Genomic DNA, 13813 nt, shown 5'->3' with positions numbered 1-13813 from the left:
AACCGGGACTAATTATCGAATGGCCCAATGGGCTGCAAACCATTCTCTCCCTTTATACGTCGATGTATCACTGGGGCGCAATTGTTGCAGCGCCAGGTTATACGGATCCTGTTATATTTGGCTCCGGAGGGAATCCTTATGGGACAAGCGTCACCGTAGACCAGAACGGAAAAATGATCGAGAATGTTCAGGACGCCGTTAAGCATCAGGCGAAACGTACCGTAACAGTTGCTGAATGGGTAAAGAAAGGTGTATAAATGCTGAGAACAAAAATGAGGTTGTTTCACGGTCTTCTTGACTGTGAAGCAACCCTATTTTGTTACTTGCGGAAGAGGAGATTGAACAGATGGAACATACGGAGTGTGACTTCTCGCCTTTAAGACTGAAATTAAAAGAGCAGTTAATAACCATCTCCGAAAACATTAATCAGATCATTTCCACCCTCGATGAAGAAAATACTTGCCTTCTTAATGAAATCGAAAGCATAGCTAAAACGTTTTCGAATACCGGCACGCTGGCCTCGACTTATTATCTAAGCTGTTTTTTGGCTCCTTATTCGAATAAATATAATGAGATCTCTCAAGCCATAAGCCATCTGAGTCTAAAACGGCAAGGAGCTCTCATCGTCATTCAAAGAGAAGATCCTATAGATAAATGGATTACCCCGGGTATTCCTCTTTCAGCGGCAATATCCAGTTCACTGGTGGAATCCATCTTCGTTACCGGCAGCCCATTACACGATGGCGCAGTCTTGATTCATCACGATATTATCGTGTCTGCAGCTAATATTCTCCCCCTTACCGAAAAATCATACGGCAATGAAAAGATGGGTACCCGCCACCGTGCAGCGATTGGAATGTCGGAGCGTACGGATGCGTTAATCCTTATCGTGTCAGAAGAAACAGGGAAAGCATCCTTTTGCTTGGACGGCAAGCTTTATCCTTTCACACTTTCCTGACTAAAATACTTCCAGTATGGGAATAAAGTCCTTGAATAGTACCACCCTTCTAAACAACAAATTCAGAAAGTCTTTCCTGATCAAGCACCAATTGACCGTACAACCATGAATGCATGGGAAGACCAGCGGGTAGTGGATAAAGTCAACAGCTTCGGGAAAAAGAAACTTGTCATAGCGGGCCTTTGGACTGAAGTGTGTGTTGTTGATCCAGTTCTATCCGCGATTGACGCGGGCTACCAAGTATACGTTATTACAGATGCGTCTGGCGGTGTAACCACTGAAGCGCATGAAATGGCTGTTCAACGTATGGTACAGGCTGGCGCCGTTCCAATCACTTGGCTGCAGTATTTGCTTGAAATGCAACGCGATTTGGAAAATCAAAAAACCTATAATGATGTACTCACTATAGCAAAAGATCACGGTGGCGCTTATGGTTTGGGTGTCCTTTATGCGGGTGAGATGTTCGGGGCAAAAGAAGGCAGTAAATAAGCATTCAAGCACTCGTCCTATCCGTTCCTTTTCAATGAGAGTCATTTCGACGTAAAAAGGTTGAGCAAGTGTAATCCCTTGCTCAACCTTTTTACATTTAAATCTATAATTATTTACCTTCTTGAGCATTGAACATTTCTGCTGCATAGAAGGCGCCCAATCCGTAAGCACCAGCGTGCTCTTGAGCAATTGCAAGAACTTGTTTATAATGCTCCTGGTTTTTCCAATCGCGTTGCAGCTCAAGCATGTATTGCAACCAAGTCATTGGTTTCGCACCAGCTTGGATCATACGTTCAACAGCCATATCATGAGCTTCTTGACTCACGCCGCCAGAGGCATCGGATATGAAGTAAACTTCAAAGCCTTGATCAAGTGCGGAAAGCACTGGATCCACCAAGCAAACTTCTGTCCAAAGACCAGCCATTACAATTTTTTGTTTGTGAAAACTGTTTACTTTATCCGTAACATTTTTGTCTTCCCACGGGTTCATCGTTGTGCGATCGATTGGTACTTGGTCAGGAAACACCGCTTGAACTTCCGGGAAAATCGGTCCACTGAAAGTTTTAGATGCTACAGTCGTCAAAATCGTTGGAACGTTGAATTCTTTAGCCGCTTTAGCAAGTGCTACTGTATTATTACGAACTAGCTCCACAGAATGAGATTTAACCGCAAAAGCCATTTGTGGCTGGTGGTCAATTAGCATCAAGGAATGATTATCAGGTGTTAAAAGTTGCTTTGCTGCTACAGGTGACGCCTGTACAGTTTTCGTTGCTGCATTAACCGTGTTAGATTCTGCTGAATTTCCATTGGCTACAACAAAACCCGCTACTGAAGAAAGGATAGTAAGAGTGAGTGCACCAGTTGCTAATTTTTTAACGAGTTGGAATTTCATGTGATAAGCTCCTTCAAAGTTGTATTAGTCGGCCGACTTACTTTTATCTTATCATAAAAAAGTAAGTAAAGTAAATAAATTAATTAACTAACCTATTGGTTAGTTACTAACTATTGGAAGGACGTCTTATTCTTAGCGGCTTAACTCCAACTGCAACGCCGGGAGTAAGTTATTCAAACTAATAAAAAACTCAAATCGTTAATTTCGCGTATACGATAAAAAATACCATCATTTCTCCAATGATTGCATAATTAGGCATATGAAAAACCAAGTCCAACGCTATAAAACATCCAATGATTCCACAAACAAAATAGAAGGCATGGTCCAATCACTTAACTGAAAAACAGCTAGTACACTAATCACTCGCAATACTGAAATTGAATTAAAAAATGTGGAGGACATTCGAGCTTGGATACCTCATGTTATTAAATTTAGCAAGCCAAGTCGGTATGCGGAATGACAATACCACTGAAAATATAGCCTACAAAGAAGGGAATATAGAAATGATCAAAATTAACGGACAGGATTGCTGTCATAATTAAAACAAAGAACAGTTGAAGAATCATGGCCATAAATAATCGTTTGGCCGGCAGTTTGTATATCCTTACTCACTTTCCTTTCAATATTTTCAAAATATTCATGGAACTATTCCGGTTGAACATTTAACTAAATTTGTTTTAATATTCATTCCAATCTGGTGGGCATGGGTGGGACAAACCCTCTTTAATAATCGATTTGGCCAAGATATCGTTTCGAGGCGATGCACGCTGCGGGTTCACCAAGAAGAATGAGCGTAAGCAATGCAAAGCGTTCCAATAAGTGATGGGGATGTAATTGTTGCGCAAATTTTTTTCGCATTGCAGGTTCTGTTTATAGCCGCTCTGAATATATTAGGTAATGAAGCCCTATGTTGCAGGTCTAGCGTAATTTTTGCAAAACAATAGAATAGGGCGGCAGGAGGCAGATAATTTGAACAAACCATGGGAGCAATTGCGGGTGAACCCGGAGAAAAGCGGCGGCGGCAGCAGGGACGTTCTATTTGAGATTGAACAAACGATAGCGGAGCTGGAAATTTATTTGGAAGCATACCCGGACGACGAAATTGCAAGGATTCAGTATCAGCAATTTTTGAACAAGCGGACGGTTTTCACTCCTCTTAAGCCCGAAGCTTACGACAGTCATCATCATTCCGATATGCAGGCTTAACCAAATAGGTCAAAAAGATGCCGGGGAGCAGACAGCTGTTCCCCGGCATTTTTTTATGCAAAAAAGTGGCAACTGAACCGCACGTACTAAAAATCGTATTTTTCTGCGAATAGTGTAGAAATTAGAGAAGCAAGATTATGGGGGAATACGGATGAGAACCACTCAAGCTTTAAAAGTGAAAAGAAAAAAGGCAAAAAGCATATTGCTCGCAGCTGCAGCTTTGCTCATCGTTGCTTTCCTTGGCGCATGGATCACCTTTCGCATACTGGTCGGCGCGCAGGATATTGGACAGCTGGATGTGCCACTGCCGGCAGCGACGATCTTGTATGATCAGAGCGGAACGGAAGCTACACGGATTTCATTCAATAAAATTGAAGAAATTGGATATGAGGAAATACCGAAGCATATGGTGGATGCCGTAGTTGCGGTGGAAGACAGGCGGTATTTTGAGCATGATGGAATGGATATGCGGGCGATCGGACGTGCTTTTTTAAAGAATATCACGTCAGGCGGTACGGTACAGGGCGGCAGCACGATTACGCAGCAGCTGGCCAAAAACGTTTTTTTGTCGCATGAGCGGACCTGGTCGAGGAAGTGGAACGAGGTGCTTCTCGCGAAGAAGATTGAGGAGAACTACAGCAAGCGGGAAATTATGGGCATGTACCTTAATCAAATTTATTACGGCGAAGGCGCATGGGGAATTGAGAGGGCGGCGCAAACCTATTTCGGCAAGCAGCCAAAGCAGCTTACGGTAGCGGAGGCGGCTCTGCTCGCCGGTTTAATAAAGGCGCCGTCCGCCCTTACTCCCTACAAGCATATGGACAAGGCTCGCGAAAGACGGGATGTCGTCCTTCAGCTAATGAAGGATCAATCGTTGATTAGCGAGGATACTTACAATAAGGCTCTTCGTGAGCCGATTCAATTGTTAAGCTCGAAGCCTAACCGGGTAGATGACATCAACTATCCTTATTATGTGGATCAGATCATTCGGGAGGCTATGGCGCAGTACGGTCTGACGGAAAATGAAGTGCTGCAGGGCGGACTGCGGATTTATACGGAATTGGATACGAAAATGCAGCAGTCGGCAGAGAAGGTTTATGCTCAGGAAGAGCTGTTTCCGGATAGCGCGGCAGACCAGCTCATCCAAAGCGGTGCTGTCCTTGTCGATCCGCGCGATGGCGGAATAAGGGCGCTTGTGGGCGGAAGAGGGGAGCAGCCGTTCAGAGGCTTTAATCGGGCGACACAGCTGAAGCGCCAGCCGGGCTCAACGATCAAGCCGATCGCCGTTTATACACCTGCATTGGAGCTTGGTTATAAGCCAAGCGATGAAGTAGATGATGAACCGATCAGCATTAACGGCTATGAGCCTCAGAACGCGGACGGCTCCTATCACGGACGGGTGTCGCTGTATGATGCGTTAATTAACTCTTACAACATACCGGCTGTGAAATTGTTAAATGAGATGGGGATCGATAAAGGGATCGATGCTGCAGAACGGTTCGGCATTCCGTTGACGGAGCAGGATCGTACGCTGGGACTTGCGCTTGGCGGTCTTCATGAAGGCGTATCGCCGCTGCATATGGCCGAGGCCTTCGGCGTATTCGCGAATGACGGCGTACGCATGCATGCGCACGCCATTACCCGCATTGAATCCGCTGACGGCACAGTGCTGGCTGAATTCGAGAAGGACTCGGGCAGCGAGAAGGTAACGGAGCCTGCCATTGCGCGAACGATGACGTCCATGCTGGAGGGTGTCATTAAGGAGGGAACGGGTGTCGCTGCCGCGCTTGAGGGCCGCCCGCTTGCCGGTAAATCCGGTACGACGCAAATGCTGGGAACGTCAGGCTACAGCGCGAAGGATAACTGGTTTGTCGGCTATACGCCTCAGCTTGTAGGCGCGGTATGGCTAGGCTATGACCAAAGCGACAGCAGCCATTATTTGTCCACGAGCTCCAAGGCTGCGGCTGTCGTGTTCCATGCGTTATTGGCAGAGGCTTTAAAGGATGAACCGGTGATGCCGTTTCCAAAGGCTCCAAATCTTTTGCCAAATAAGAAGGATAAGGGGAATAAAGGGAGCTCTAACGATCAATCGAATAAAGAGAGTGACAGAGACAAAGAGAAGGAGGATAGAAAGGAGCAGAAAGAAAGAGAAAAAGAAGAGAAGAAAGACAGAAAGAAGCATGACGACTCAGAAAAAGGAAAAGGCAATCACCGCGGCAAAGATAACAAAAACGATGATTAAAAGATTAAAGCAGGCTTGAGATGTTATGCTGCACAAATGCAGAAATATTCCTGTTTCTTGTTTCGGATTACGGCTATCCTGCAGTATTGCAGGATAGCCGTTTTATTTGGCGGACATTTTTACTTACCTGGAAGCAGTAATATAATCAACCGTAAATCATAAATTCGGCCATACGACGGAAATACAGGATCGCATATGGTGTTTTTTTGGCAATTCGTTTATGCTAGATTGGTATGAAAGGACTGGTCAAATGATTTTGGAAGTTGCTGTATTGCAGGTTAAACAGGGAATGTCTGATGAATTTGAGCATAATTTCAAGAAGGCCTCGGCTATCATTTCCAGCATGAAGGGCTACATTTGCCACGAGCTTCAGAAATGTATAGAAGAAGAAAGCAAATACATATTGCTTGTGAGATGGGAAACGCTGAAGGATCATACAGAGGGCTTTCGGGGATCGGCGGAATATTTGGAATGGAAGAGCCTGCTTCATCACTTCTACGATCCGTTTCCTACCGTGGAGCATTATACCAATGTGGATCTGGGCTAGCGGGTTTCAGGAATGAAATAGATAATAGGCATAGAGGGTGAAGAGCATTCAAGATTTTATAGAACTGCATCTCTGCTTCGATGGTGTTGGCCGAGAGGTTGAAGTATTAGATGTTATTCAATTGGATGATGATATTTATAGAATTGAGGAAAATCCTGTTTTTACGGAAAACGTTGCTTTCGGAGACGTTATCCGTGTAAAACCGTCTAACGATGTTTCCTTATACATAGAAACGATTGAAAAATCAAGGTTCACCAGACATAACTGGCTGCTTAGCAAAGAAGTCATTTATTCGGTGGAGCTGAAAATTTTGAAAAATAAAATCCGTAATTGGCAGGGCAAGTCCCAGCAAGTATTCGGAGGTATCTTTATCGTGAATTTACCTGCGGATACGGCGGTCGATATTAACGATGAAGTGCAAAAAGTTATAGCAACGGTTCAAAAATAAGCAGCGGGCAGAATGGGGCGAATCATACGATGGAGCTGGGGTTGAAAGGAAAGGTAGCGATTATAACGGGCGGAAGCAAGGGGATTGGACTGGCAACGGCATTGCTGCTGGCTTCTGAAGGCGCTGAGGTTGCAATCGTCGCCAGGGAGACAGAGTCGCTGCGCAGATCGGCGGAGCAAATCAAGGAGCAAACAGGTAAAGAGGCTTTGGCAATTAGTGCTGACGTATCGAGGCCGGAGGAGGCCGCACGGGCGGTTGCGGAGACAGTGGCGCGCTTTGGAGGCGTCAACATACTCGTTAATAATGCGGGTACGTCTGCAGCTCGTCCCTTCGAGCACGTTGAGACGGATGCTTGGACGGCGGACCTTGATTTGAAGCTGTTCGGAGCCGTTCAATTTTCGCGCGCGGTGCTGCCTCATATGCGTCAAGCTGGCGGCGGAGCTATCGTCAATGTAACTGCGGTCGGAGGAAAAACGCCCGGCGCTTCATCGCTGCCAACCTCCGTTAGCCGTGCGGCAGGGCTTGCGCTCACCAAAGCGATGAGCAAGGATCTGGCTGCTGACCGTATACGCGTAAATGCGGTATGCATCGGGCTCATTCGCAGCGCACAAATTGAGCGGATGTGGAAAGTGAGTGCCCCCGATCTTAGCTGGGATGAATTCGCGGCCGACGCGCGTCATGGCATACCGCTTGGGCGGATAGGCAATGCGCGGGAAGCGGCCAATGTCATTGGCTTCCTCGTTTCCGAGGCGGCATCGTTCGTGACGGGAACCTCCGTTAACATTGACGGCGGTATTTCAGCGGTGCTTTAAATCACTGCAGTATTAGTCAATAGAAGCTCCTTGCAAGCGGCCGTATCGCACGGATGTTTGCCGGGAGCTTTACTTCTTTATTAGGGATTTGCTAAATTCGCAAAAGTATACTACCATTAGATTATAATCATTCTAAAAGTAAGCCTTTACAAAAATGGAATAGTATTCATGTACTGGCTTTTCAATATGAGGAGGTATCCCAGCGTGTTAAATATCACGGCAGAAATGGACCGAATAAATCGGCAATTGATGGCGAACGGATACAAACTGACGACTCAACGTGAAATTATATTACGAGTACTGCTCGAGAACGAAACGGATCACTTGAGCGCAGAAGGTGTGTTCATGCTCGTAAAGCAAAAATATTCCGAGATCGGTCTGGCTACCGTATACCGAACGCTCGAGCTGCTGGCTGAGCTTCATGTCGTAGCGAAGATGAATTTTGGAGACGGCGTAGCCCGCTATGATCTTCGCGACGAGGATCATGAGCATATGCATCATCATCTCATATGCGATGAATGCGGCTCGCTCACGGAAATAAAAGAGGATTGGCTGCTCGAGATCGAGCAGCGGATTGAACGGGAGTTTGGCTTTAAGGTGACGGACCATCGGCTTGATTTTACAGGGACCTATCAGTCATGCAGCAAGGGTGAATGCAAACGGTCGCGTAAAGCCGTATCTTGAAAAATGAAAAATTCCATCTAATTTGCTTGCTTATAGAATCGCGCTTTATTGAAGCATATGCAGGAGCATTCAAGTTGAATGTTCTTTTTTTTGTCTGTAGGCGCGAACGGAATCATGTCCATCAAGCAGAAGCAGCAGGTTAGCGCTTTCAAAATAAAGCTTTTCAAATAAACAATTTATGTTAAAGTATTTGTTGCGAGCGCATTCATGGTAAAATGTGGATTTTGTCGATTCTTCGCTTTTTTTGAATGAAAATAGTCATATTTCAACGAAAAGAGGAGGTATTTATGAGGAAGTTTTTGGCCGTGGCATTGATTTCGTCCCTTGTTATCATGCTGCTGCAGCAGATGATCGCAGCACCGGCTGTAAGTGCAGCAGCAGAGCCCTTTATTTATCCAACCAAGGATAAGTTTTATGACGGCTCCAGCGTTTATGATGGGGAAGATTTGAAAAATTATGTTGGCTATGACTCGGGATATGGAGAGCATACGACGTACCTGCATTATTCGCTTGCCGGAATAGACGCGAATAAAAGTCTGGAATCGGTCAAACTCGTTATTCCTATTCTTAATGGTTATGTATCGCGGACGAATTCGAGTGTGGATCCTTATATTAATGTGTATCGATCCAGTACGGATAGCTGGAGCGAGGCTGGAACGCTCTTAAGTGATTTACCGACGTACAATCCTGCAGCTGACTTTTTAGAAAAAAAATCCTTTGATTTTTTAGGCTCAAGCAGCGGGCTTTTATTAGAATATGATGTCACTCCGTTTATCAAAACCCAGCTTGGTGTCTTGGATCAACAGGCCTCTTTTATTTTAACAGGACCAACCGTGGTGGATACCAACTCCGGCGCTGCGGGCGTCAAACAAAACATAATCATGTTGGATGATCAAGAGAGCGGCGACAGCGGACGTCCGTATCTGCAATATGTGTATGCCCCAAATCAGCCGCCAACCGGGACGATTCAAATAAATAGCGGAGATGATTACACGAACAGCACAAGTGTAACGCTTGGCTTAACATATTCCGATCCGGAGAATGACGATGTTGATATCGAATTTTCGAATAACAATGTGGATTGGAGCGCAAAAGCGCCATTCAATGGCGCTAAAGCATGGAGCTTATCGGCTGGAGACGGCAGCAAGACCGTATATATGAGGCTGACCGATGAGGGCGGCAATACGGCAATCTTCAGCGATACCATTATTTTGGATACAACGGCTCCTGTCGTGACAGGGATCGCTAATGGAGAAGTGACGAACGATGACGTTACCCCTGCATTTGACGAAGGCACGGCAACATTGAACGGGAACGCGTTCACAAACGGTACAACGATTAGTGCTGAAGGATCGTACTCGCTCATCGTGACGGATAATCTGGGGCATGTCACAACGGTCGCGTTTACGATCGATAAGACGCTGCCGGATGGAAGCATTGTTATTAACGACAACGATGCGACGACGATTGATGCGGATGTAAGTTTGACAATAAACGCTGCAGACGCTAGTGAGGTTGAAATGCGATTGTCCGATGATGGATTGAGCTGGAACGATTGGAAAGCCGTTTCCTCAGTAAACTGGAAGCTTCCGGCAGGTTTTGGAGAGAAGAACGTTTATTTGGAATTGAAGGATGCGGCCGGCAATACGAGAAAAGTATCGGATAAAATCATCTATCGATCAGTACCAGCAGTAAATGACAGCAATGTGAATGGATCGGAGGACGCACCGTTCTTATTTAGCGGAAGCGATTTCTTATTTACCAATGCGGATGGCACGCCGCTGGATGAAATAACGATTTTGACGCTTCCCGCAAACGGTAAGCTGCAGCTTAGCGGCACCGATGTTTTGGCAAACGATACGATGACTGCACTTGATATTTCTTATCTTCATTTTATTTCTCCTAAAGACTGGAATGGCGAAGCCAGCTTCGAATGGACCGCTGCGGCGAATACAATCTCAGCGGCGGATACGGCAATATTGCGGCTCTCGATTGCAGCTGTGAATGATGAGCCCGCCGTGCAAAATGTTACTTATTCTACGATGGCGGGAGCAAAGATTGAAGACCGGCTAGCGGCTTCTGACGCGGATGCAGATCCCATTACTTTTACCATCGTTGATCAGCCCGGCAAAGGCAAACTTACGTTGAATTCCGCAACCGGAAATTTTAGCTTTGAACCGGAAGCCGGTTATTACGAAGACGTGACCTTTACGTACAAAGCGAATGACGGCCAGGCGGATTCAAACGTGGCAACTGTCACAATCGTGAACCGCAAACCTCCAAGCAGCGGATGCGGGTGCGAAGGCTCAACGATTGTTCCGGTTAAAATCGAAGGGCTTATCGTTACATCAGGCGTGAAAACTGAGGTTACTGTAAAGGATGGGGAGCAAGTAGCCGTTGTTTCGCTGGTTGGCGAAAAATTAACGGAGATCATTAAAAATGTGAAAGATAATGAGTTAACGATTGAAGTCGGTTCTACTATTGAGAATGTTGAGCTCGCAATGGATTTGGAGCTGATTAAGCAGCTTAATAACAGTAAAATCACGGTGAAGCTCATCGTTAGCGGAACGGGGTATGGACTATCTTTATCAGCGGTCCGAGGGGTGCTGCGCGATTGGAATGACGCAAATGCGCAGTTGAAAATTGAAATTATCAAAGCGGATGCTGCTGCAGCCGTTAAGCTGAAAAAGCTCGCGGAAAATAAAGGATATACGTTATTGGTTACGCCTAAGAGCTATCAGCTCTACTTCCAGAGTGGCAGTGCGAGAGTTCAATTGCCATCGGTTAAGGGCTACATTACGATCTCTTACGGTGACGAGGAGCTGAAAGGAAAAAAACCGAAAACGGCTGTGCTGCTGCTGCCAAACGGCAAGCTGGTACATGTTCCGACGAAGCTCAGCAATACGGACGGGCAATTGGCGATCCATGTACACAGCTTTGCAAATGGAGTATTTACGCTTATCTATTTCGAGAAAACATTCAAGGATGCAAGCGGCTGGTCTAAACCTTATATCGAAGAATTAGCGGCGCGTCTTATTATACAAGGGACGGGAGATAAGAAGTTTGAGCCGAAAAGAAGCGTAACCCGCGCAGAGTTTACGGCTGTTATTACAAGAGCACTCGGTTTATATAAAGAGCCAGAGAATAACTTATTCACGGATGTAAGCGAGGGCAGCTGGTGTGCTGGAGCCTTGACAGCAGCTTCCGGGTATGGCTTGATCAGCGGTTACGCTGATGGATCATTTCATCCGAACGCAGGCATCACCCGAGAGGAAGCAATGGTTATTTTAGCCCGCGCTTTCAGTCTGATGGAGCTGGAGCCAAGTTTCACGCAAGCGGAGCTCGATGCGGGTCTTGCGTCCTTCGAGGATCGTGATGAGCTGCACAGTTGGTCTGCGGCTTCAGTTCGGCTTAGTGTGCTGCTCGGAATTGTCAACGGAAGCAACAACCGGCTTCATCCGTCGGAATCAATGACAAGGGAGCAGCTGGCAGCTGTGGTCGTGAGGCTGCTCCAAACAGGTCAATTCATCTAAGGAGATGAATGGGAACGACGCTCATTAAGAGGTTTGGGGAGCAGGCTCGCATGCGGGCCTGCCTCTAACGTTATCGATGCGGCGTGACAATTCCGCCAAACATGCTGGAAAGGCGGCAAGAACGAAGTTATCGGTTAAAGCTCACCGCCGATTACTTATAGATGCTGACTTTAAATAGGAAAGGGGATTATGCAATGGATCCATATCTTGGAGAAATTCGCATGTTTGCAGGCAATTTTGCACCACAGGGCTGGGCTCTTTGTAATGGCGCTCTTCTATCCATTTCAGAGAACGACGCGTTATTCGCTTTGCTTGGCACAACATATGGAGGCGATGGGCAGACGACCTTTGCTCTGCCAAATTTGGTCAGCCGGATACCTATTGGCCAAGGCACAAGCCCGCAAACAGGGACAACCTATGCAGCAGGACAGCAGGGAGGAACAGAGAGTGCCGCGATTTCGGTCAATGAGCTCCCCGCTCATACGCATCCCGTGTATGCTTCGAATGCCGGAGGAACACAGTCTTCCCCCAATGCAGCCGTATGGGCGGCGCAAACCTCCAGAAATATTTATTCGACTGCTGTACCGGAAGGCCAGATGAATTTGCAATCGATTACGCCCACCGGCGGAAGCCAGCCTCATGACAATATGATGCCTTCCCTGCCTATCAATTTCATTATTGCGCTCACCGGTATATTCCCATCACAGAGCTAAGGAGGAATAAAGATGCCTGAAGCATTTATTGGCGATGTAAGGCTGTTCGGCTTCACTTTTGCTCCGAAAGATTGGATGACTTGCACGGGTCAGATTTTACCCATTAATCAATATCAAGCATTATTTTCTATTTTAGGAACTACCTACGGCGGAGACGGGATAACGACGTTTGCGCTGCCTGACTTAAGAGGAAGAGCGCCGGTTCATTTAGGCAATGGCATAAGCTTGGGCGAAAGCGGCGGGGAAGAGGCTCATACGTTAACGGTCAGTGAGCTGCCCGCTCATCATCATTTTGCGCAAGGCAATGAGCAGCCAGCCACTGAATATTCGCCAATCGGTCACGCATGGGGTATACCGGGTCTTAACAGCGGATCCTATACAACAACGGCAGACACGAGCATGAGTCCGAATGCGCTCTCCCCATCTGGCGGAAGCCAGGCGCATTCCAATATGCAGCCGTATTTATCGTTAAATTACTGTATTTGCATTAATGGTATTTTTCCGTCTCGTAATTAGAAAAGCAGGGAGGCATAAATATGGTTGATACGTATATTGGCGAGATTCGTATTTTTGCAGGAAACTTTGCTCCGGCAGGCTGGGCATTTTGTAATGGACAACTGCTGCCGATCGCCCAAAATACGGCCTTGTTTTCGTTATTGGGTACCGTGTACGGCGGCGATGGGAAATCTACTTTCGCTCTGCCTGATATGACGGGAATGGCGCCAATGCAGCAGGGTGAAGGATTTGGTCTTAGCGAGCACATTCTAGGTGAAGCGGGCGGAAGCGCGAATGTGACCTTGACAGTCAACGACATCCCGCTGCACAATCATGCCCCTGCGGCTGTAGCAGTCGGTAATGCAAGCTCTCCTGCAAATGCAATATGGGCCGGACTTGCTCAAGGACGGGGTGTCCCGACTGTTTATGGCACTACACCTGCTCTACAGATGAGCCCGCAAGCGATTGGCGCAGCCGGTCAAAGCATGCCTCATAACAATCGGCAGCCCTATTTAGGTCTAAACTTTATTATTGCTCTTACGGGCGAATATCCATCTAGGCCTTGAGCGAGGCCTCATATGCTAGCAAGCAGCGCTTGCAAATACAAGCTTTGCCGCGTTTATTTATCGGGATTTGTTGAAGAAGCTCCTTCGGAAACGTTTCATGAAAGCACCAGCAATCCGCACCATTCTCTTGAACAGCTTGAATGCCGCACTCATTCGGTTGATTGCATATCGGACAATGCATAGTCTATACGCTCCTTTTCTTAAAGAAACAGCCCTTTCGCTGCTGGC

The 13813-nt window shown here is 46.6% G+C and carries 14 protein-coding genes and 2 pseudogenes; 14 read left to right on the top strand and 2 right to left on the bottom strand.

The features are described 5' to 3' along the window. Positions 1-23: 23 nt before the first annotated feature. From AC0YNZ_RS18485 to AC0YNZ_RS18475, 3 genes and pseudogenes are all read left to right on the top strand, one after another. Positions 24-257, top strand: a pseudogene (locus AC0YNZ_RS18485) (NAD(P)H:quinone oxidoreductase, type IV); the annotation flags it as partial. Positions 258-346: 89 nt separating this feature from the next. Then, positions 347-958 carry a sporulation-specific diadenylate cyclase CdaS gene (gene cdaS / locus AC0YNZ_RS18480; RefSeq protein ID WP_475828012.1) on the top strand — a complete coding sequence of 204 codons (612 nt, stop codon included), beginning with the start codon at positions 347-349 and terminating at the stop codon, positions 956-958. A gap of 60 nt (positions 959-1018) precedes the next feature. After that, a complete protein-coding gene (locus tag AC0YNZ_RS18475; RefSeq protein ID WP_475828119.1) occupies positions 1019-1447 on the top strand; it encodes an isochorismatase family protein in 429 nt (142 codons plus the stop codon). Positions 1448-1556: 109 nt separating this feature from the next. Here AC0YNZ_RS18475 and AC0YNZ_RS18470 read toward each other — a convergent pair whose 3' ends face one another. Further along, complete coding sequence (locus tag AC0YNZ_RS18470) at positions 1557-2150, bottom strand: hydrolase (RefSeq protein WP_475828118.1); 594 nt, start codon at positions 2148-2150, stop codon at positions 1557-1559. A gap of 830 nt (positions 2151-2980) precedes the next feature. Between AC0YNZ_RS18470 and AC0YNZ_RS18465 the strand changes: the two are divergent. The 11 genes and pseudogenes from AC0YNZ_RS18465 to AC0YNZ_RS18415 all read left to right on the top strand — a co-directional run. After that, positions 2981-3100 (top strand): annotated as a pseudogene (locus AC0YNZ_RS18465) (low temperature requirement protein A); the annotation flags it as partial. A gap of 208 nt (positions 3101-3308) precedes the next feature. Next, positions 3309-3545 (top strand): hypothetical protein, encoded by a 237-nt coding sequence (locus AC0YNZ_RS18460; RefSeq protein ID WP_475828011.1) that lies wholly within the window; start codon positions 3309-3311, stop codon positions 3543-3545. Between the two features lie 151 nt (positions 3546-3696). Continuing rightward, positions 3697-5787, top strand: a complete 2091-nt coding sequence (locus AC0YNZ_RS18455) for a transglycosylase domain-containing protein (protein WP_475828010.1) — start codon at positions 3697-3699, stop codon at positions 5785-5787. Positions 5788-6037: 250 nt separating this feature from the next. Beyond that, positions 6038-6334: an antibiotic biosynthesis monooxygenase family protein gene (locus AC0YNZ_RS18450; RefSeq protein WP_475828009.1), complete on the top strand. Its 297-nt coding sequence runs from the start codon at positions 6038-6040 to the stop codon at positions 6332-6334. 37 nt (positions 6335-6371) lie between these two features. After that, on the top strand, positions 6372-6782 hold the full coding sequence (locus AC0YNZ_RS18445) for a DUF4265 domain-containing protein (protein WP_110773382.1): 411 nt from the start codon (positions 6372-6374) through the stop codon (positions 6780-6782). A 29-nt stretch (positions 6783-6811) separates the two neighbouring features. Beyond that, complete coding sequence (locus tag AC0YNZ_RS18440; RefSeq protein ID WP_475828008.1) at positions 6812-7594, top strand: SDR family NAD(P)-dependent oxidoreductase; 783 nt, start codon at positions 6812-6814, stop codon at positions 7592-7594. Positions 7595-7819: 225 nt separating this feature from the next. Beyond that, entirely contained in the window at positions 7820-8278 is a 459-nt protein-coding gene (gene fur, locus AC0YNZ_RS18435; RefSeq protein WP_475828117.1) for a ferric iron uptake transcriptional regulator, read from the top strand. A 287-nt stretch (positions 8279-8565) separates the two neighbouring features. Then, the gene (locus AC0YNZ_RS18430) at positions 8566-11811 is read left to right on the top strand and encodes an S-layer homology domain-containing protein (RefSeq protein WP_475828007.1); all 3246 of its coding nucleotides are present in this window, start codon (positions 8566-8568) and stop codon (positions 11809-11811) included. A 194-nt stretch (positions 11812-12005) separates the two neighbouring features. After that, entirely contained in the window at positions 12006-12524 is a 519-nt protein-coding gene (locus AC0YNZ_RS18425) for a phage tail protein (RefSeq protein WP_475828006.1), read from the top strand. Between the two features lie 12 nt (positions 12525-12536). Beyond that, positions 12537-13040, top strand: coding sequence for a phage tail protein (locus AC0YNZ_RS18420; RefSeq protein WP_475828005.1), 504 nt, complete (start codon positions 12537-12539; stop codon positions 13038-13040). A 20-nt stretch (positions 13041-13060) separates the two neighbouring features. Next, positions 13061-13585 (top strand): phage tail protein, encoded by a 525-nt coding sequence (locus AC0YNZ_RS18415; RefSeq protein ID WP_475828004.1) that lies wholly within the window; start codon positions 13061-13063, stop codon positions 13583-13585. Here AC0YNZ_RS18415 and AC0YNZ_RS18410 read toward each other — a convergent pair. After that, positions 13575-13766, bottom strand: a complete 192-nt coding sequence (locus tag AC0YNZ_RS18410) for a cysteine-rich CWC family protein (protein WP_475828003.1) — start codon at positions 13764-13766, stop codon at positions 13575-13577. The genes AC0YNZ_RS18415 and AC0YNZ_RS18410 overlap by 11 nt on opposite strands. Between the last annotated feature and the right edge of the window lie 47 nt (positions 13767-13813).

Source organism: Paenibacillus sp. J2L1-98 (assembly GCF_056269405.1).
This window is presented reverse-complemented; position numbering and strand designations above follow the sequence as displayed.

Coding starts and splice junctions, on each gene's coding strand:
- AC0YNZ_RS18455 (WP_475828010.1), top strand. CDS start 3,697: ATGAGAACCACTCAAGCTTTAAAAGTGAAAAGAAAAAAGGCAAAAAGC.
- cdaS (WP_475828012.1), top strand. CDS start 347: ATGGAACATACGGAGTGTGACTTCTCGCCTTTAAGACTGAAATTAAAA.
- AC0YNZ_RS18430 (WP_475828007.1), top strand. CDS start 8,566: ATGAGGAAGTTTTTGGCCGTGGCATTGATTTCGTCCCTTGTTATCATG.
- fur (WP_475828117.1), top strand. CDS start 7,820: ATGGACCGAATAAATCGGCAATTGATGGCGAACGGATACAAACTGACG.
- AC0YNZ_RS18470 (WP_475828118.1), bottom strand. CDS start 2,150: ATGCTAATTGACCACCAGCCACAAATGGCTTTTGCGGTTAAATCTCAT.
- AC0YNZ_RS18410 (WP_475828003.1), bottom strand. CDS start 13,766: ATGCATTGTCCGATATGCAATCAACCGAATGAGTGCGGCATTCAAGCT.
- AC0YNZ_RS18415 (WP_475828004.1), top strand. CDS start 13,061: ATGGTTGATACGTATATTGGCGAGATTCGTATTTTTGCAGGAAACTTT.
- AC0YNZ_RS18425 (WP_475828006.1), top strand. CDS start 12,006: ATGGATCCATATCTTGGAGAAATTCGCATGTTTGCAGGCAATTTTGCA.
- AC0YNZ_RS18450 (WP_475828009.1), top strand. CDS start 6,038: ATGATTTTGGAAGTTGCTGTATTGCAGGTTAAACAGGGAATGTCTGAT.
- AC0YNZ_RS18420 (WP_475828005.1), top strand. CDS start 12,537: ATGCCTGAAGCATTTATTGGCGATGTAAGGCTGTTCGGCTTCACTTTT.
- AC0YNZ_RS18440 (WP_475828008.1), top strand. CDS start 6,812: ATGGAGCTGGGGTTGAAAGGAAAGGTAGCGATTATAACGGGCGGAAGC.